Raw genomic sequence first — 18,170 nt, 5'->3', positions numbered from 1 at the left:
GCCGCCCAGCGATTCCATTTGCGAAAGAGCTTTGCAGCGGCCTCATTGAGTCTGCCGCGGTCGCGACCCAGCTTACGCATCAGTGTTGGCTAGACGACATTAGACGCTGCTCGCCCCCCTTTTCCGGTTGCGCCTGCCGACTGGTTGCCCTTGTGAGAACCGGCCCCGGTGCGGGGCTGACTCGCGCCGGGACCGGCCAAGCGCCGCCGTCCTCGTCACTTCATTCCATGCCTTTGCGCGGGTCATCGGATTTCTTGCCATCCATCATGGCCATGTTCTTGCAGCAACTGCACATGGCCATGCCCGATTGTTTCTGCGATTGTTGATCCTTGGGCGCTTCAGGCATTTCTGACATTGCTTGAAGGCGGCTGGAGCCCCGCACATACCTGCTAAACCTCCTTGCTGGCCATCTCTTAGAGCCTGTTTTCTCGTTCTCGGTCCATTTTCTCATTGACGGGGACCGAGGCGAAAAGTTCAGCTTAGAAGCAGCGGCACAGTGCCACGGTTGAACCGTCAAGCTGGGCTGGTTGTGTGCAGATCCATACACTCTGCCAAGGGCCGCTGCGGTGGCGAGAGGGGCTTTAGGCGCTACTAGATTCATGCGCTTTGAGGCGGTGCGCGCCTAGCGCCGCTTCGCCGCATCCCTGTCGCTCTTCCACGCCGAGAACGCCTTGAACGCCTCCAACCTGATCTCCTCGCTTGGCAGAGCGTCGGGATGCAGCGCCTTCGCAATTAGGCTGCTTGCCTTGAAGGTCAGGCCACCTGCCTTGGTGATCTCGTCGTTGTACCAGTCCCACATTTGACGAAGCCTGAATTGCAGCTCCTTAACCTTCTCGTTGAGGTCGGCAACTTCGCTCGCCGCCCGGGTCTGGGCAGACTTGGCGGCACTTTGCCAGTGCGTAAGCGCCGTCTCTAGGTAGAGTATGCGGTAGCGTAACAGGTAGTTCTCGGCCTGTGCCCGTGCCAGCTCGGCCTTGATGATTGCGGCACGCAATGCCTCGATCTCCGCCTCACGCTTGGCGCCCTGGCCGGCCTGCCGTTCTGCATTGCTTATTACGGTACAAGCGCCATCGTATGATCACTGGTTAACCCAATCGGGACAAGTTCGCGGATACTTGCGAGGAACGGCGCAATTGAACAAGAGCGTCAACTGATCGTCTGTTCACAAAGTAACGCAGTTGAAAAAATTTGCCACTTGTTCCCGCTGGTGAGAGTGGCATCACCTCCGAGGTTCCGCCCTGTTTTCGAGGCGCAAGAGGTCATTCAAGAAAGAAATCTCTGCACATTTCGTAGGAGAGGTTAGTTGATGGACTTGCTCCCAACATGGTTCCGGAGAACTGTCGGACAGCCACTTGGTTCACGGGCACAAGGTCTCGGCCGAACTCGGGAAGGGCCCAGGAGATAAAAGAGATCGTGGACGGTAGAGGACGACCGACTGTTGCTCGAATGGCGTGCCGCAGACCATGCCGAGGCGCTCTCTCGAACATCAGCATCGTCCGCGATCGCGACGTTCCGGACGATGTGAGCCGATGCGAGTTTACCGTTTCGAAAATAAGCGATGGTACCGCGAGCTCAATCGTAGGTGGCGACAAATCCACGCCGAGGTCGATGATGAGTGTATTCTACTCCATGTAGATTCCGCGCAGGACCAGCACCTAGAGGCCATTAGGTCTCGCCTTGCGCTCTTCGCACGGTGATCGCGACACGAGCGATTCTGCGCCGGTGCGATTGTTTGATGCCCCAGACGGCGCCATGGTGCTCCGCCATCCAGCGAAGGATATCGGCAGACATTCCTCCGTCGCTCGATTCGGAATAGGCACCTGAGGCAACTCGCGTGACACCCTTGTCTGTATCCGGATGCAAATCATGGGGAGGAACGATGTGCCGGAGCACGTAGTCGTCATCAAGAATTTCGGGATGATCGTGCGTAAGGATCTTGCCGTCTTGGTCGCGAAGTAGCGGAGCCGGCATGATCGCAAGAACCGAGTGCGTCAGGTGCGGAAGTGCGCTCGAACGGCTTCCGTCAGTCGATCCCACGTATCCGTTGGAATATTGATCTCCGTCTCCTGGCCGTTCTGGAATTCGATCAGCACGGATTGAATTCATCCGCCTCTTAGATTTTCAGCGGACGATTTGCCCCGGTTGCTCATTTCTTCGTAGCTCACCTTGGCACCCTCATTGAGGCTGCTCAGTCCCGCTTTTTCGACGGCCGAGATGTGCACGAAGACATCCTTGCCGCCGCTGTCGGGTTGAATGAAACCCTAACCTTTGGTTGCATTGAACCACTTCACAATACCTGTCGCCACGTCCGCACTCCGTTTTTGAACGGGCAACAATCTAGGGTGGCCCGACGGTTCACGGCAAGGAAAACCCGCCGGCGTGAACCAGCGGGGCCATCGTCGTGTCGTCAGAGCAGAGCCTTGCGCCGGTCTTCGCAAGCCAGCGGCTGAATTGGATATTCCAGCGCGCCAGCTTGAACCGGGCAGATCCGAATAGCAGTCGGATCAGGCCGACGATCTCGGCTGACCGCTGCGAGCGCCATTTTCTAAAAGGTGCGGCCTCGACCGGGGACGGCGCGGTACAAAAACCCCAATCGAGGCCGGTTGCGCCGATCGGCGGATCGAACGCTCCGCATATCGCGGGAACATCCGGTGCGATATGGAGACACGCCGATGTCTTGATTCCGGATTTTCGATGTCGGAATTGGGACTCCCATGGTGACCCAATTCACACGCCCGGCAAAAAACGACGTGGTGTGATCGCTCAACGACGACCGGTTCTCCTTCGCCGGGATCTGGACAGAATTCCGGGGCGGACCGTGGCACCAAGTCCAAACCGATCCGCGGCCCTCACTTGGTCTATGGTTTCCTAACGACGGCACCGCACGCGATCGTTGAACTGATCCACCCAAAGGCCATGCCGGTGATCCTGAGGACGGTAGAGGAATGCGACTCCTAGATGCGCGCGCCATGGGATGAGGCGAAAGCACTGGAACGGCCCCTACGCGATAATGCCTTGAAATCGTGGCGCGCGGCGAGGCGAAAGAAGATCGAGCCGCAGCGGCATGAATTAACTCTCGCTCGGACGCACGAAACAGAGAGGCCACCGCAAACGCCATCACGGCCGAGTGATTGAAACATCAGGAAGACCGCACTCGCCCGGGTGTTATTCTCCGCATACCGACAAATCCACAGCGGAGGAGAACACACAATGTCGACCCCTAGGCTCCTTGGAGTGATGGCTGTGTTGTCGACCGCGATCGTAACTCCGGTTACCGCGCAGCCGGTAATGTCCGAACCCGGCTATTGCGCGTTTTTCCATCCCAATGCCAACTGCCAGAACAAAGGGCCGGGCAACCCCTATACCGATCCTAATTACCGGGGCTACGGGGGCAAGAGCTCAGGCTCAGGCCCGTGGCCGAGCGGTGAGACCGTCGGCGTCGCGCCGAAGCGGCCGCGGTCCGCAACGACACCTTACCTACGCTGACTGGCAAGTTTGTGAGCGCGTGCGATACGCCCAGCACCCTCGCGCCTCACGGGCTCATCCAACGTCGCCCACCTGCGGAAGCGCGACTAGCGGCATGGTAAAGGCCATAGGGGAGCAGTTGAAGCTTCCTTGACGCTACCAGCCCAAATCAGCCTCGCTCGCTTTCTGATCAATCTGCGCGAGGCCACTGCCCACGGCGACGCGAGGAATATCTCGCCCTTCAATGTCGGGGCCGGGGCGGGAGGCGATTAAAATTTCCGGAGCACGTAGATGGGGAAACTTTCAGCGCTAATCTGGTCATTCCCGTCCGCCCAATCGGTTCGTGTTCAAAGGTACGGGTAATCAGACGGGAAAATAAACCCGCTGATTTCGCGCGGGAGATCATTGATTCAAGTGATCGGCCTCTGTTAAGCAGATGGGTATTCTGGATCCGGGACCAGGACTGCCGGTCTAATTCGTTTTCTGCAAGCCGGACTTAGTTCTCAGCGTATGCAGCCTGACGGCATCGATGTTCATTCCGTATTACGCGCAGGCCCGCTACCGTTCCATTTAGAACCAATCGCAGTCGAACTGCTGGCTTCTGAGACACCCTCTAGTGGGATCGGAAGATTGCGAACCCACATACAGTATCGTCGCTGGGACCGTTTCTTCGCACTCGTCATTTCAATACAGGCCGGTCCCGATTCTAAAACAGAACTTAATGGGATCGGCGGATTGCGAACCTACCTCAGACCTGTGCCGGCGTCCCTCCGGCACTCCACGTGTGTTGCGGCCCCAGCTCGCCCCGCGCTGGGGCCGCCCCTCACGTCTCCTCGTCCGGCTGACGCCGAAACTTCACGGCCGACCAGCGGTCTGTAGCAAATGAAAGTAGAGAATGAACGAAGTCCCGGAGTTGGCGAGCGCAATGTTAGCGATAGCATTCGCCGCCGTGATGTTGGTGGCGGGGCAGTTGTATATCGAAAATGAGTCAGCGAGGCTTACGGCCGTCCCAGACGCGCTAACCGCGCCGATTCCGTGGGATCTGCGAACCTACCTCAGTAAAAACCGGCCGGCGTGAACCGGCGGGCTACCTTACCTCGCCCGGATGCACCCACTTGTAAGGCGTGATCTCCCCAGTCGCCGCGCTTTGGCTGCGCAACGGTCTCAACTTACCGGGCAATGAGCCCGAGTATTGGCCTTGAAAGAACGTCCACAGCATATTCTTTGATTACATCCGCATCGCCCACGTGGATTATTAGCTCTAGATATGGTGCGCTAGCATCCTTCCCGGCCGCGCGTCCGGTCGCGGCTCGATATCGACCGACCATAATGCGCTGTTGTCGACATCCTTCAAAGTCACCGTCATGACTTCCGACTGGCCGTCGATATCGACGCGGCCGAAGAACTGCAGTCCGAAACAGGGGGCGAGATTCTCGCCCTGCTCCGCGCTGCAGCCCTTTTGAAACATCACCGCCGGACCGAACGTATTGTCGAGTTCAGCCGGCCCCCATGTGCCGGCATGCAGCGGGCCTGAGACAAATTCCCAGAACGGCTCGAACTCCTGGAACACCGCGCGGTTCGGATCGTAATGGTGCGCGGCGGTATAATGCATGTCGGCCGTCAGCCACACCGTGTTTCTGACGCCGGCCTGTTTCATGAAGGACAACAGATCAGCGATTTCGCATTCGCGCCGCTCCGGCGGACCATTGCCAAGTGCAATCGCGTCTTCGCTGATTAGGCCGATCGGCATGTCGGCGGCGATCACCTTCCAGGTCGCATCCGAAGCCGCGAGCTCCCGCTTCAGCCATGCCAGCTGGGCCGAGCCCAGGATAAAGCAGCCGCTGCGGTCCTCGCCCTTGTTCCAGCTGGAATCGCGATAGCTGCGCATGTCGATCAGGAAGACGTCGAGCAGCGGCCCGTAGCTGACCTTGCGATAGATGCGCCCCGCCTGGGCGGGCAACTCGCGGATCGGCATGAATTCATGAAACGCGCGGGCCGCGCGCGCCACCAGCCGTGATGTGCCGTCCTCGGCATAACCGGTCTCATCGGCGGTGCCGATCGGCGCCCAGTCGTTGGTTACTTCGTGATCGTCCCACTGCGCCAGCATCGGCACCTGCGCATTGAAGGCGCGCAGATTGTCATCGAGCAGGTTGTATTTATAGTTGCCGCGAAACTGCGCGAGGCTGTGCGCAACCACGGATTTTTCCTCGATCACGATATTCCGCCAGGTCTGGCCGTTCGGCAGCTTCAGTTCAGGCTGAACGGGACAGTCGGCGTAGATGTGATCGCCGGAATGAATGAAGAAGTCGGGGCGGTTTTGCAGCATGGTCCGGTAGATGCGCATGCCGCCGCGTGCGGGATCGATGCCCCAACCCTGCCCGGCGGTATCGCCCGACCAGACGAACGATATCGATTTTTTCTCCGCGGGTGCGGTCCGAAAGTGCCCGACCTGGGTTTCTCCCGCAACTCCGCCTTCACCGAAGTCCACAAACCGCACGCGATAAAAAATATCCTGTCCAGGCGGGAGACCTTCGAGCAAGAGCTTCGATGTGAAGTCGCGATCCGGCAGCGCGTCTGCCGATGCCGCGGGAATGATAGTCCAGAAGCTTTCGACGGTCGAACATTCCACCTGCATGCGCGCAGGCCGGTCGGCCCTCGCCCACACCACCGCGGAGTTGCCGGATAAATCGCCTGACTGCACCCCGCAGGCGATCTGCGGGCGATCCGCGGCCCGGCTGAGATAAGGTCTGGCGAGACCGCCCACTCCGGCGAGCGCTACTGTAGAGGCCGACCGAACCAAGAATTTGCGTCTGGTCAGACCCTGCTTCGCGTGCCCGGACGAGGATGATCGGCGTTGATATAAAGGACCGGCCACAAGCTACGGAGGCCCTGCATTGATAAACGCGATTTCCTCGTCAATTTGGCCAACAAGCTGGCTGGAGGCGAACGCGGACGACCGACTCTTGATGTCGAACCTAATTTTCCGACGGTGCGACCTGAGATTTTCGAGCGCGGCGCGGTTAGTGTACCGCACGTAGGTCTCATCAATTTGCTCAATTGCTTTGGCCATCGTGACCTTCGTAGGCTCAGAGAAAAAGCCGGCGGGCGTTACGCCGCCGACTTCTTTCCTGCAAGCTGCCGGCCCGGCTAGTCCGGTTCTGCTGCACTTCCTATGAAAGAGCCTGGCTCGGGATGGTTATGAAGGGTGCCATCTGCAATCGACTCTTTCAGATTATCAGCAAGACTAGAACGATTGAGATTGATGGCTCAATCGTACGTAGGTACGCGTCCGATACCGAAAGAGATCGGGAGAGTTATACGGACGTTTGTGGTGTAGCAGGTTGGCAATAGTCGAACGTCTCGGGATCAACCCAACAAGCAATGGTTTCGATGAGGCGCATGATGTTCTGCTTGGACGAAGCTGCACTCATAGCGCATCTAGACCATCAGCCGCCAAAGCATCGCCCAACGGACCCTCCCTTTTGCCCCGCTGAAGAATCGGATTCCCCGGCTTAGCGATCGCACACACTCCTCACGACGCATTGTCTGCGTTCAGGGACGAAGCAAAAGCGTTGCAGCGTCCGTTGCCGGGTGATGCGCTCAAGATCGTGATGCGCGGCTCCGAGAAGGAGGACAAGGTCGCCGCTTGAGACCAGATTGAGTCAGATCCTTCGGCTTCTATGCACTGAGTAGCCCAGCACGCTGCGGGTTCGGTGGATAGCATGATGGGCGCGAGATGGCCGAGACGGCCACCTTATCGAAACATGTGGAGGAGCTATGCAATTGTTGCGTCGCGTCTTGTGATCGCGCCCCGGTTGCATGCACAATTGGCCCTTTAGGTTACAGGGGGTCCATTGCCGATAGACCGGGGAAGGCGACCTTCCAAACGATCTTAATGCAATCTTGTATGAAGACCGGATCGAACTAACCAAGGCTCGTATTGCAGAAGACAATCGGATGATCGAGGTCACCGGAAAGTACGATGAAACAGCACTGAGAGGTCTTCACAGTTACAGAACCACATCCGGAATGCCACAGTCACAGGTTCTCGCGGATATTCTGCTGCATCTATTCAATCATCAGACGCATCATCGCGGCCAAGCCCATGCCTGCCTCTCCATCCTCACTGGTGGTGAGCCGCCACCGTTGGACTTGTTGGCCTTTCAAAGAGGCGGCGCAGCGCCAAACCTCGAACAATTAATTGCCAGCAAGTCAACGGAAGACGGCCGAGTCAATTCCTCGAAGGAAGGCTCCGAAATCCCACGCTGCGTGGAAAGCGAGGTTAGCGTTTCGAGTTACACAGATTTTTTCGTGAGGAATCGCGCCAAGGACAATTGTGCAGGACGAGGCGCAAAGGCCGTCTATCATTACTGTTTGGCCTGAGGCCCTCAATTGTTCGTATCGTTCTACGTAACGGCCGATCTGTCCGCCCCGATCATTAACAATCCGAACCACCGCATGGCTTGCGCCCGCACCCGCCAGCAAGAGCATTGCCGCGACAGCCCCGTTAGCAATTTCATGCTTCCTGCCTCCACAGACGTGATGCGTACCGTAACGCTCTGATAGCTGCACCAGATCAAGGAAGAATTGTGGTACGGTTGCCCCTTGGGTCCCAAAATCATTCTTCAGTAAGCGCGGCGGCTACGACGCGACGAGGCCCGCGTCTTCTCCCGAACTCCCCATCCAGACTTCAGTTCGCGCAGTGGCTGCGCAACGGTTCGGCATATCCAAGGCCCCTGCTGTGGTCGGCAGCCAGCATTTGGCCCAAATCCGGCCCGACCCGGCTCATCGTCTACTGCGGCGATTACGAATGTGCCCATTCCGCCGTCATCGACGCTTGCGGCTGGGGGTGATGACGTTCGCCTGTCCGACCTGGAGCCGAAGTTCACCTATCAGGTATGCCGGCTGCGCCTTCGGAGCAGGATGGTAGAATAAGGCGACAAGGTTGTTATAAAGCTCGTCAGGCTTCCCGTGAGATGGGCGCACGCCCTGCGGAACGTAGCCTGACACGTGTCCTAAGCGGGAACGAAAGAGGCCACCACCTCGCCTGTCGTCACTTTCCAAAATATTGATGGATTGCCGCCAGAAGTCCGAAGCGCGCTAACGCGAATGTCGGTCCGGACGATAATCTCTTCCAGCGCGCAATCATGAAGCGTATTGCGCCCTATAAAAGCGCGGGCCGGACCGGCGGGCAAATCGTCGTGTACATTGTAGCGTGGAACACCCGTTGCGGATCACGGATGGGGCTTACCCCAAGGGAACCCGAGGCCGTTACTACTTCGGTGAATACCTTGCAACTTGTTTCACAGTTCAAAGTTCACACTTCACAACTTCACACTTAGCAGGTGGAGGGTCTTTTTGAAGCCCACGAACGACATCGGCAGCTATTCGGCCTAGCCAACGGCTTCACAACTTCACAACCCGCTTCACAGATTCACGGATCAAATTTCACTCGGAGATTGGTGCGTTTTCGGCAATTTCTCCGATTTCCTTGAAGATCGTGCTCATTCCCTCCGGTTCGCCTCTGAATAGGATTGTCCAACGCGCGCAAGTGACCTCCGGAACAGACATGAGATAGCCATAGCCCAGCTGGATGTTTCCTCTTCCAAGAGACTGCGCGAGAGCTGCCACATCTTCGGCTGTGAAGGACTGCTGGTCGCTTTGCTGACGCTTCTGATCGGCTTTTGAGGGAATTTTGTCAGTACTTGAGTTGTTGGAGGCTTTGGCTCTCTGAACATTTCCTGAGAGCGTCTCATGGTGTTGAAGGGATTTATTTAAGGGACTAGTAAGAGGAGTCTGTAGAAAATCTTTCACACCTTGGTGCGAATCTTTCACACCTTGATGCGCTTCTTTTCGCACGTCAGTGTCGTCGTTTGCACAACCCGGTGGCGGTTCTCCTTCGCAGGTGTGAAAATTTTGCTCATCTTCGGCCGCGGCAGCTCGGGCCAGCCTGTCGAGCTTGTCCATCCTCAACGTGTAGCAGAGGGATGAGCCTGGTCGGCGTCCCCCTCTGTGATCGATGACAAGCACGTCGAAGTCCTCAAGACGTTTCATGGCGGAGCAGACGGTTCGTCGCGACAATCCGGTCGTGCGCGCGAGGACCATGCTAGAATTTGATCGGCGGTTTCCGGTCGAACGATAGAACCTCACTGGACCTTGCCGGTCCATACCGCCTGCCGATACTGAGTTCGATCAGAACACGATTGCCAATATTCGCTGCTCTGAATTACATTTGTAAGAAAAATCCCGCGGATACAGACAGCAATAAACTTCGCGAGCGATTGCAAACGAATTAGTTCAGTGTGCGCAGTCCGGGAAACACAGCGTGATTGATCTCCAAAACGCTGGGCTGAAGATCTTCTTTGGTCGCGCAGCGCGCCGTTAATTCACGCTGCTGTGCTGCGCGGCTTCTCCGTTGTTTCATTTTTTTCTACCTCCCTATTGCGAGACAGCCATACGGGAAAACGAAGTAGCCGATCCCTATTATCTTTTGACGGCTCGATCGGAGCCCCATTGGCTGAACACAGGAGATCTAGTGTAGCGTGGCCGGCTCGGACCGCATCCGCTCGTTGATCCATCTCGCGCAATAGCGGATCGACTACGCTATCGACTTCGGTCGCAACTGATAATAGAAAACTGCTAAGCTCGCGGGCTTCGGGTACGACTGTCGCAGCCATCTCGATGGCCTCGCAGAGCTTACCGATGACAGGTGCAAATGCGCCGGTCGCTTGTTTGATTCGCTTTTTTATCGCTTCGATTTCACCTAAAACGCGATCACGCTCCCGCCGGGTTTTTTCTTCAGAAAGGCGGGCCTCGACTTCAGCGATCTGAGCCGTCAGTGTCGTGACTTCGGACGCAAGTGCGTCGCGTCTTTCGCGCGCGCGATCCAGATCGCGGCTGAGATTGTCCACTAAGTCGTCCTTTCCGAACATTTTTTTGCTCCGCGTAGGACAGCCGTAACGCGAACCGCCAGCCTGGCAAACGAACGAAAGGTTGGATCGGCCGAAAAAAAGCATCAACTTCGGGTTGCGTTGTTGCAGGGGCCGACATGGTGACCCCCAGTCATTCACATTAGGCGACCGCAGGGTTAACAAGTGGTTAATTTCAACATCTCATGCAGCAATTAGCCGCCGGATGCTTCACAAAACCCGCCCGATCGAACATACGCGAGCTTGCGATCCGATTTAGTATCCAATGACCTACTCCGGAATTGGCAGACAGCGTTGAAAAAGCCTCGAAACGGACGAAAGAATATTGTCAGGGACGCTGACACGTGTTGCACGTGGCGACGGCGGCGCCGATGACGGCTACTGTTGTCCGGGCCGCAATGGCACTGGCGCGCGCTTGCGTTCTCGTTTCCGTCGGCGGAAGCGCCGACACGGGCCCACGTGCAGGCGTCGCAATCGGCGGTGGCGAAGCCGCTGATGCCCTGCGCCGCAGGTTCTGCTCGGAGGCGCTGGCGATCGCGCGGGCCATTTGCTCCTGTCTCGCCTTCAGCTGCTCGGCGGTCCTGGCATTCTCGCGGACCATTTCTTCCTGGCTAGTCTTGAGCTGCTCGATCCCTTGCTGCACGTTTGCGAGATCACGCGCCATCGTCTGGAGCAACTGTGTCAGCTCGGGAGGGATCGGGGCGGCTGCCGCGTCTTGCGGTGCAGGCTGAGCCGGAGGTGGCAATTGCGAAAGTGCGCCGTCCGTCGCAGCCACCTGAACGGCAGGCGGACTCTGCTGGTCGGCGAGCTTCGGTGTTTCCGCCGGCAACGGCGAAGCCGCAGCCAGTTGCGGTGCCCACCGGGAGATCATCAGCTTGGCCGTCTCTCCAGAGGACTGCGAAGCGAAAGCAGCGATACAAATGCCCGCTGTCAACAGCAGGCCGACAAAGCCGCGTAGCGCCGGCCTGCCACGCGATGAACGATACCTGTTCGCGGACTTCTTCCGCGCAGCATCTTGCTCCAGTTTGGAAATCTGTTCATTGACACGCGCGAGCTGTTCATCCGCTCGGGCGATTTGTTCATACGCATGCGCGAGCCGTTCATCGGCGTGCGCGACCAGCTCTATCTCTTGCGCGGACAGTCCCGGACTAGCATCGTGCGGATCGTCGGTTTGCTTGGTGTTCGCCAAGGAATCCATGGGCGCCTCCTCCCAGTTTTGCCGTCAACTGAACGGGCGATCGTCGGATTGTTGACACTTCCCCCCGCCGTTTTGACCAAAGCAAGGCTGCAGGATGGAAAGTCTAGGGCGATTTTGGGCAATTGCCCTTCAGGCATCGCCTAGATGGCCAAGCTGGGTGCGTGCGTGCAGGAAGGGCCTGAGCCTTGGCATCCCTCGTCACCTGAAGGTGTACCCGGTCGACGTCAAGCTAATCTGGCCGGTTGCGATGCGAGGACGCCCCCGCGGGCGGTACATTCCGGACATCCTGTCGAGGGCCGCCGAAGACATGCTCGCCGGTTCGAAGTGGCAAAATGTAAGTTGGCGAAACGGGACCAAGGGTCGATTGAAAGCCTGGTTTGCCGCCGTTCGGGTGCGGATCGCCGATGGACCTCCCCACCGGATCAAGGATAAGGCCAGCAGCATCTTCCCGGCGATCCAAATTGCTAGCTTTCCGAACGTCGTTTCAATTTTCATACTATGCGCGTCTCCGGCGAGAAACCCGCGTTGGTTCAAGTCGCCTCCGCGTCCTAGAGCAAGCGCGGGTATCTCGTCGGGGCGCTCGACCCGTGGCGAGTACTCGCCCAATTTACAGGGCGAGTGAGCGAGGCCCCCGTATGATCCCCTGGACCACCGAGGAAACTTTCTTGCTAGTCAGCCTTTGGCCGACAGCATCGGCCACGCAAATCTCGAGATGGTTGAACCGCTCGCGCTCGTCGATATGCGCAAAGGCAATGCGGCTGCGCCACGATGATTTGTTGCCAGACGGCGTAGAAAAGCATTTCGAGGTGAAGCCGGTGCAGACGCGGCCGGGTCGCGCCAGAACAACGGTAACGTCGATCATGCCGCAAAAGCCGGCGCCGCCGCTCGATGGTATCGTGCCGCTGCTCGACATGCGGCCCTGCGTGCTGGCGAGCTCGACGAGACCCGCTGCCGCTGGCCGCTCGGTGAAGTGCACGAGGTGGCGACCGAGTTTTGCGGCGCCGGCAAGGTGCCGGCCTTGCCCTATTGCGCGCATCATTTGCGGATCGCGCATGGCCAGGGCAGCGCCTCGCAACGATCGGTGCTATCCTCAACCGCATGTCGCTATCCCCGGACCAGCGCCACGTTCTCCTGCTCGCCGATCGCACGCGCGATATTGGTCAGATCACCGCGGCCGTCGCGCGGAGGATTTGGGCGCGAGGACCGGTAGGCAACCTCTCCCCACGATGGGACGAGTGCGCCAAGGGGATTGAAGTTAATATGCAAGGCTGCTGGCGTAAGATGTAGCATACTAGCGCACCGGACGCCGAAATGACTGAGTACGACATCACCGTCATCAATGACTCGTGCTTGCGGATCGGCCAACGCATTGCCTTTTGCGCTAGCGGCGATGGTGATGACCAAGCATAGCGCCCGCAGCAGTCGATCACGTGGCTCATCAGGCGCAGCCATCTGGTCGCAAAGACGACGGCGAGCCGTGGTATCCGACCGATCAGCGCGATCGCAATTGACACGTGAGCCTAGCGATGGCGGCGGCGCCGGGTTGCAAATTTGCAACGAGCCTTTCGGCTGCCGCCACCGGGACGGCCGTACTAGAGCAGTCCGCTCTCTGGTGGCCACATTGAATTCACCCCGCTGTTTCAAGCCGCGATTGCATGCCTGATCGACTATGCCTTAGCGTCCTCATCGCCCACGCGAGTCGACGCCTTTCGGGCATAGGGTAATCGCTCGCATGTAGCCGTCTGGCGCGACGCGCCAAGAGGTACCTTTGTCGCCCCGCCGCGAGGTAGCTTTGGTTTCGCGAAGGTTACAGTTACTTTTAGGCTCCCGCGAAATGCGGGGTATGCATTCTGAAGTGCCGCGACACGATCAACTTCGTTGTCTAGCCGGTCGATGCAATGCTCATCGAGTAACAAAAGGAGAATCGCTCCCAATATGAAACATCCACGGTGGCGTTCAATATGTTTCGTCTCGGAGAAGCTCGTCGTACCAGTTTCGACAATCGAGCGTGCCGTACAATTGGTGATGGCCCAAATAGTTTGGATGGCATCTTTCTGACATCAGGTCGTAGTGCCCGCGAACGCCTGAACCTGTGCGCTTATTCATCCGATCAATTAAGGTTATAACGTTGATCGCTTCGGGCCGACTTTCAGGCATGGCGGAATCATCGCGACTGGACGGCGCGCGCGGCGAGCGACAGCCGACGCAATAGCCGTTGTTGCAAGAGCGATGTTCGAAAATCCCTGGACAGCGCTGCGACCACCAACACGGATCGAACTGGCACGCACGGATATAAACGCATGGGTGCCACCAGCCACGCGGAAGCCAGAGGTGCAAATGCGTGCGCGTTTGGGCATGTTAGGTCTGCTTATGAATTTTTGATCATGCTCGGAGATTCCACGCACCAGTCGAGTTGGGTTGGAATTGCCTCGATGGATGGATTGGTGGAGCCTTTATACCGCGCCCACTCATCGGCTTCGGCTAGCCAGTATTCAAACTCTCTTTTCGCGAGTTGCGTACGCTCGCGGCACATGGTTTCCAAAGCTGAGAAACGCTTCCTTGAATCCACTGGGCGGTCCCTCGAATTGAATTACAAATCGTAATCCTCTTGAGGGAGCCGGATACTTACCGTTCTGTATTAGACTTGACAGTTTCGTGAGTGTTGCTTTGAACGCTGCATTGTTTCTCATGTCATGATTTCGCACGGAATGAACTGCGGCGCTGAGAAGCGCGTAGTGCACCACCTGCCGCTCGATATACGCGGGCGCGGACGCTGCGTGTTTCATATCTTTCACGGTTGCCAATTCGGAGTCGCGTGATACAAGGCCGGTCCACAAAACCGGAGTAACAATGGCTAGAACTAAGAAAATCGTTCGCCGCGAGTGGACTAAAGAAGATGTACGGCAAATGAAAACTATGGCCAAAGCCAAAGCTGGCGTCTCAAAGATAGCCAAATCACTAAAGCGAACACCGGGCGCAACGCAGGTGATGGCTGCGAAGCTTGGCGTATCATTATCAACGCGAATCTGAAGTAAGCACAGAGCCGGACTGGCCACAGTTGCGGCCAGTCCGATCCGTGTAGGAAAGCTGCTGCGGCTGTGAAATGCCGTTCGCCCGCTAGCAGATGCGCTTTTCCCCGAAAATCGTAGCAGCGGTACCTCGACAAGTCCTGCCGTTAGACATGGACGCATTTTGACCCGAGTTAGACGTTTGCTTACCTATTTGTCACTGGAAGTCACCGGTCGCCTGAATTAATGCGGCCGTGATGCGCTATTTTTTTCACATCTTTGACGGTTCTGAACTCCATCCTGATGATGTGGGAAACGACCTAACAAGTCTTGAGTGCGCAAAACGCATGGCCCAAGTCGTTGCTGATGAACTAAAGAAGGGCGGAGAGTTTTCGCAGTCGATTGTGGTGATCGTTGCGGACGCGGACGACAATATGCTCTTCGAGTGCGGAGCCTCCTAAAGAGAGGTTGCGGTGATTCAAAAGCGGAAGTCCGCCAACGTCTGCGGATTCATGAGCCCTTAGGTTGCTATGGCTCTTGCCAGCGTTGTTGAAGCACCCGACGGAGCGGCGTCACTATTCGCACTGTGGCGATAGGCTCAGCTTTCTCAAGAGTGGATCCAAGCCATCTGAACGACACTCCTTCACAGCAGTAACCCGTTTGGGCACCCGGTCAGCGGTCGGCTTTCTCTGTTTGGCCGCCTCGAAAAACTTCCGGTCATGCGGGTCGTGCCGATGACGCGAAACGATACCAGGAAGTGGTGGACTCGCTGCCTTTTCTGGCGCAGCTGATTCAGAAGGGGCTGCGACGGGTGGAACATATGCGACATCCATCCTCTCTACGTCAGTTGGCGTGCCCAGACGGGGTATAAGAGGCAGGCGATCTGCTTTGCTGCCGGCGACCTTCGGGAAAACGATCTCGGGCGGTTGCGGCAGCGACGGCTTCTTGGCGGCTGCGGCAATCGCACCCAGGCCGGCCAGGCAAACTACTCCAAGCGCGACGGTCCGAATCACTTGGCACGCTCCTACGCGGAGACGGCACCGAGCGTCAGGATCAAATCGGTCCAGAATGAGGCAGTGCTATCTTGTTGGTTAACGAGCCAAGGAACCGCCCAAAGTACGCCAAAGGGCTGTTTGCAACCATTCGTTTGATCGTGATCGACTTCCTGGTAGCCATTCATCTGCAACGCGCTTCGGGCGGGAAGGTGATGGAACCAGTGTCTGGCGATCGCCGCCGTAAGTGGCGGCTACTTCGCGAGCAAATCGGTCAAGTCATTCGCATTCGAGCAGCGAAGTTCATCAATCTGGCGCGCTAGCGCGAGTGCGCTTACCCTGAGTGCCTCGATCTTCTGTGCGTCGGGATGTTGCTTTTCGAGTTGCTCGATCTGCTTGTTGAATGAGGCTAGCTCCCGACGAAGGCGCTCGATCTCCGCGTTACTGTTCACCGAACCGACAGGCTTCCAAACACGCTGTGCTGACATGATGCGTTCCCCTGCGTGATCTCGCCCTTCGTGAGCCCGATTCGTGGCTAGAAATGGAAGTCCTCTTGGCGAGGGTATGACCAACGAGCGGCCGAGCGTTTCGGAAAATCAGAACTTTAACTCGACCTCCCACCCCAGCTGCAGGCAGTGCATGTTCCGTTCAAGGGCGGGCAGGAAGCGCTGAAGGAAATTATCGCAGGCCGGCTCGACTTCTTCTTCGCCCCCGTCGGAAATGCATTGCCGCATGTGAAGGACGGCACGCTCATGGCACTTGTTGTGAACAGCACAAGCGGTCGGCTGCGCTCCCCGAGGTGCCTACGACCGCCGAGGCCGGATTCATTGATGCGGAGTATCCTTTCTGGATCGGCATGTTCCTTCCCGCAAGAACACCGCGCACAATCGTCGACAAGCTGCAAAGTGAGGTGGCCAAGGCCCTGGCCACGCCAAGTGTGAGGTCCAAAGTGGCAGCGCTTGGCGTCGATTCGCTGACCATGTCTCCAAGTAAGCTGGACACGTTTGTCCGAAAGCAAATGGCCGCCGACGCGGCGCTAGCCAAATAAGCGGCCGACATCCAGTCGCACTGACAATATTTCGAAGCTGCGGTCTCATGGCGACACGGTCGTGCCGCCGCGGTTCGTTGCCTCGCAAGAAACGATGGATGGGGACGAACGCGCATGCAGAGCATTCGTTTCGAGGATGGGGACGTTTACGAGCGGGGAATGAGCCCGTGGAGCCGGCTTGCGGGACAGGTGTTCCTCGAGTGGCTTGCGCCCCGTGCAGGATTGCGATGGCTCGACGTCGGATGTGGAACGGGGACCTTTGCCGGGTTGATTGTCGAGCGATGTGCTCCAATCGAGGTGCAGGCCGTCGATCCAAGCGAAGCGCAGCTCGCAATTGCCCGCATGCGACGCGGCACGCACGGTGCGAGATTTCTGCAAGGCGACGCCATGGCGCTGCCGTTCGAGCGACAGCGGTTCGATGCCGCCGTCATGGCACTCGTGATCTTTTTCGTCCCCGACCCCGCCAAGGGCACGGCCGAAATGGCCCGGGTGGTCCGACCGGGTGGATTGGTTGCGGCCTATGCGTGGGATGTGCTCGGCGGCGGATTCCCTTTCGATCCGATCTGGCAGGAAACCCGCGCGGCGGGGGTCGCTCCACTGCTCCCTCCCAATCCATCCGCCGGCGGGATCGAGGCGCTTCGCGGCTTGTGGACCGCCGCCGGCCTCGAGGCGCATCGTGGACGATGAGCGGGAAAACGCTTGGTAGCGTAGAATGCGTGCTTACCATCGTATGGCTTTGGCTTCACCGTACTGGAGACTGGTCGCGAGTATGACCACCTGAGCGGCCCGCTGAGAACCTGCGTGATCTGCTCGCTATCCGCCCCTCGAACAACAAACCGCGACGGCCGAATGGGTTGCACGCCAGATCACGGAGGCATTTCCTTGGGATGAGGCTCCGCACTACCTCATCCGCGATCGCGACCGGATCTATGGCAGCGTCGTCCGCGCCGATTGCGCGCCATGGGCATCCGGGACAAGCCTACCGCACCAGAGTCGCCTTGGCAGAATTGCTTTGCCGAACGGCTGATCGGATCGATCCGGCGTGAATGGTCCTGGGCGAGATGCATTTGCGTCGGGTCCTGAAATCCTACCCCCCCTATTACAATTGCGTCAGAAAGCATCGATCCTTGAACAAGGATGCGCCGGTTTCTCGCCCGGTTCAGCGGACCGGTGTGATCAGTTCACGCGCCATCCTGGGCGGACTTCATCACTACTACGCCCGCGCTTGAGTTTTCGGTAGACACAAGCGCATGGTCAGCTTGGCCCGACAATACAAGATTCCGGGGATTTACAACGCACGCGACGATGCCAAAGCTGGTGGTCTGGTCAGCTATGGCACCAACCGGCCCGATACCTGGCGGCAGGCGGGCCTCTATGCAGGCCGCTTCCTGAAGGGCGAGAAACCGAAGGATTTGCCCAGCATGCAGCCAACAAGGTTCGAACTTGCCATCAACCTGAAGGCAGCCAGGGAACTGGGTCTCACGATCAAGCCCACCCTGCTCGGACTTGCCAACGAAGTGATCGATTAGA

Annotated in this window: 16 protein-coding genes and 4 pseudogenes; 9 read left to right on the top strand and 11 right to left on the bottom strand. The window is 58.0% G+C overall.

Annotated features, from left to right (window positions below):
* Positions 1–220: 220 nt before the first annotated feature.
* The 4 genes from CP49_RS48795 to CP49_RS43810 all read right to left on the bottom strand — a co-directional run bounded on the left by CP49_RS48795 (position 221) and on the right by CP49_RS43810 (position 2,255).
* Positions 221–346: a hypothetical protein gene (locus tag CP49_RS48795; RefSeq protein WP_276326587.1), complete on the bottom strand. Its 126-nt coding sequence runs from the start codon at positions 344–346 to the stop codon at positions 221–223.
* Between the two features lie 276 nt (positions 347–622).
* Positions 623–994 carry a hypothetical protein gene (locus CP49_RS34065; RefSeq protein ID WP_057854500.1) on the bottom strand — a complete coding sequence of 124 codons (372 nt, stop codon included), beginning with the start codon at positions 992–994 and terminating at the stop codon, positions 623–625.
* Between the two features lie 671 nt (positions 995–1,665).
* Positions 1,666–2,106: a hypothetical protein gene (locus CP49_RS34060; RefSeq protein WP_156438815.1), complete on the bottom strand. Its 441-nt coding sequence runs from the start codon at positions 2,104–2,106 to the stop codon at positions 1,666–1,668.
* Positions 2,103–2,255 (bottom strand): cold-shock protein, encoded by a 153-nt coding sequence (locus tag CP49_RS43810; RefSeq protein WP_245311009.1) that lies wholly within the window; start codon positions 2,253–2,255, stop codon positions 2,103–2,105. Before CP49_RS43810 ends, CP49_RS34060 begins: the two co-directional genes overlap by 4 nt.
* Before the next feature lie 955 nt (positions 2,256–3,210).
* Here CP49_RS43810 and CP49_RS45500 point away from each other — a divergent pair.
* Positions 3,211–3,486, top strand: a complete 276-nt coding sequence (locus tag CP49_RS45500; RefSeq protein WP_156438814.1) for a hypothetical protein — start codon at positions 3,211–3,213, stop codon at positions 3,484–3,486.
* 1,240 nt (positions 3,487–4,726) lie between these two features.
* On the opposite strand, the gene CP49_RS34050 is transcribed toward CP49_RS45500, so the two are convergent.
* On the bottom strand, positions 4,727–6,340 hold the full coding sequence (locus CP49_RS34050; protein ID WP_057854497.1) for an alkaline phosphatase D family protein: 1,614 nt from the start codon (positions 6,338–6,340) through the stop codon (positions 4,727–4,729).
* Between the two features lie 1,082 nt (positions 6,341–7,422).
* On the opposite strand from CP49_RS34050, the pseudogene CP49_RS49065 reads away from it, so the two are divergent.
* Positions 7,423–7,623: pseudogene (locus CP49_RS49065) on the top strand (DinB family protein); the annotation flags it as partial.
* 75 nt (positions 7,624–7,698) lie between these two features.
* Here CP49_RS49065 and CP49_RS48160 read toward each other — a convergent pair.
* The 4 genes and pseudogenes from CP49_RS48160 to CP49_RS34030 form a co-directional block, all read right to left on the bottom strand.
* Positions 7,699–7,956, bottom strand: a pseudogene (locus tag CP49_RS48160) (hypothetical protein); the annotation flags it as partial.
* Between the two features lie 957 nt (positions 7,957–8,913).
* On the bottom strand, positions 8,914–9,432 hold the full coding sequence (locus CP49_RS34040; RefSeq protein ID WP_156438813.1) for a hypothetical protein: 519 nt from the start codon (positions 9,430–9,432) through the stop codon (positions 8,914–8,916).
* A 419-nt stretch (positions 9,433–9,851) separates the two neighbouring features.
* Complete coding sequence (locus CP49_RS34035; protein WP_057854494.1) at positions 9,852–10,397, bottom strand: hypothetical protein; 546 nt, start codon at positions 10,395–10,397, stop codon at positions 9,852–9,854.
* A gap of 325 nt (positions 10,398–10,722) precedes the next feature.
* Positions 10,723–11,592, bottom strand: a complete 870-nt coding sequence (locus tag CP49_RS34030; RefSeq protein ID WP_057854493.1) for a hypothetical protein — start codon at positions 11,590–11,592, stop codon at positions 10,723–10,725.
* Positions 11,593–11,773: 181 nt separating this feature from the next.
* Between CP49_RS34030 and CP49_RS43800 the strand changes: the two are divergent.
* Both CP49_RS43800 and CP49_RS49525 read left to right on the top strand, forming a co-directional pair.
* Positions 11,774–12,048, top strand: a pseudogene (locus tag CP49_RS43800) (transposase); the annotation flags it as partial.
* Between the two features lie 391 nt (positions 12,049–12,439).
* Positions 12,440–12,802: pseudogene (locus CP49_RS49525) on the top strand (GcrA family cell cycle regulator); the annotation flags it as partial.
* Here CP49_RS49525 and CP49_RS45485 read toward each other — a convergent pair.
* Positions 12,697–12,996: a hypothetical protein gene (locus CP49_RS45485; protein WP_156438812.1), complete on the bottom strand. Its 300-nt coding sequence runs from the start codon at positions 12,994–12,996 to the stop codon at positions 12,697–12,699. The pseudogene CP49_RS49525 and the gene CP49_RS45485 overlap by 106 nt on opposite strands.
* A 1,446-nt stretch (positions 12,997–14,442) precedes the next feature.
* Here CP49_RS45485 and CP49_RS43790 point away from each other — a divergent pair.
* Both CP49_RS43790 and CP49_RS34015 read left to right on the top strand, forming a co-directional pair.
* Positions 14,443–14,622: a hypothetical protein gene (locus CP49_RS43790; protein WP_082646391.1), complete on the top strand. Its 180-nt coding sequence runs from the start codon at positions 14,443–14,445 to the stop codon at positions 14,620–14,622.
* A gap of 235 nt (positions 14,623–14,857) precedes the next feature.
* Positions 14,858–15,061 (top strand): DUF6894 family protein, encoded by a 204-nt coding sequence (locus tag CP49_RS34015; protein WP_057854490.1) that lies wholly within the window; start codon positions 14,858–14,860, stop codon positions 15,059–15,061.
* A 785-nt stretch (positions 15,062–15,846) separates the two neighbouring features.
* Here the strand turns inward: CP49_RS34015 and CP49_RS34010 are convergent.
* Positions 15,847–16,080: a hypothetical protein gene (locus tag CP49_RS34010; RefSeq protein WP_057854489.1), complete on the bottom strand. Its 234-nt coding sequence runs from the start codon at positions 16,078–16,080 to the stop codon at positions 15,847–15,849.
* A 107-nt stretch (positions 16,081–16,187) separates the two neighbouring features.
* On the opposite strand from CP49_RS34010, the gene CP49_RS46435 reads away from it, so the two are divergent.
* The 3 genes from CP49_RS46435 (at position 16,188) to CP49_RS33995 (ending at position 18,169) form a co-directional block, all read left to right on the top strand.
* The gene (locus CP49_RS46435) at positions 16,188–16,640 is read left to right on the top strand and encodes a tripartite tricarboxylate transporter substrate-binding protein (RefSeq protein WP_082646390.1); all 453 of its coding nucleotides are present in this window, start codon (positions 16,188–16,190) and stop codon (positions 16,638–16,640) included.
* Between the two features lie 114 nt (positions 16,641–16,754).
* Positions 16,755–17,327 (top strand): class I SAM-dependent methyltransferase, encoded by a 573-nt coding sequence (locus CP49_RS34000; RefSeq protein ID WP_082646389.1) that lies wholly within the window; start codon positions 16,755–16,757, stop codon positions 17,325–17,327.
* 563 nt (positions 17,328–17,890) lie between these two features.
* Positions 17,891–18,169: an ABC transporter substrate binding protein gene (locus CP49_RS33995; RefSeq protein ID WP_057854486.1), complete on the top strand. Its 279-nt coding sequence runs from the start codon at positions 17,891–17,893 to the stop codon at positions 18,167–18,169.
* Position 18,170: the final 1 nt, after the last annotated feature.

The organism is Bradyrhizobium valentinum, from assembly GCF_001440405.1.
Lineage (GTDB): Bacteria > Pseudomonadota > Alphaproteobacteria > Rhizobiales > Xanthobacteraceae > Bradyrhizobium > Bradyrhizobium valentinum.
The sequence above is the reverse complement of the archived record's forward strand: the minus strand, read 5'-3'. Positions and strand labels throughout refer to the sequence as shown.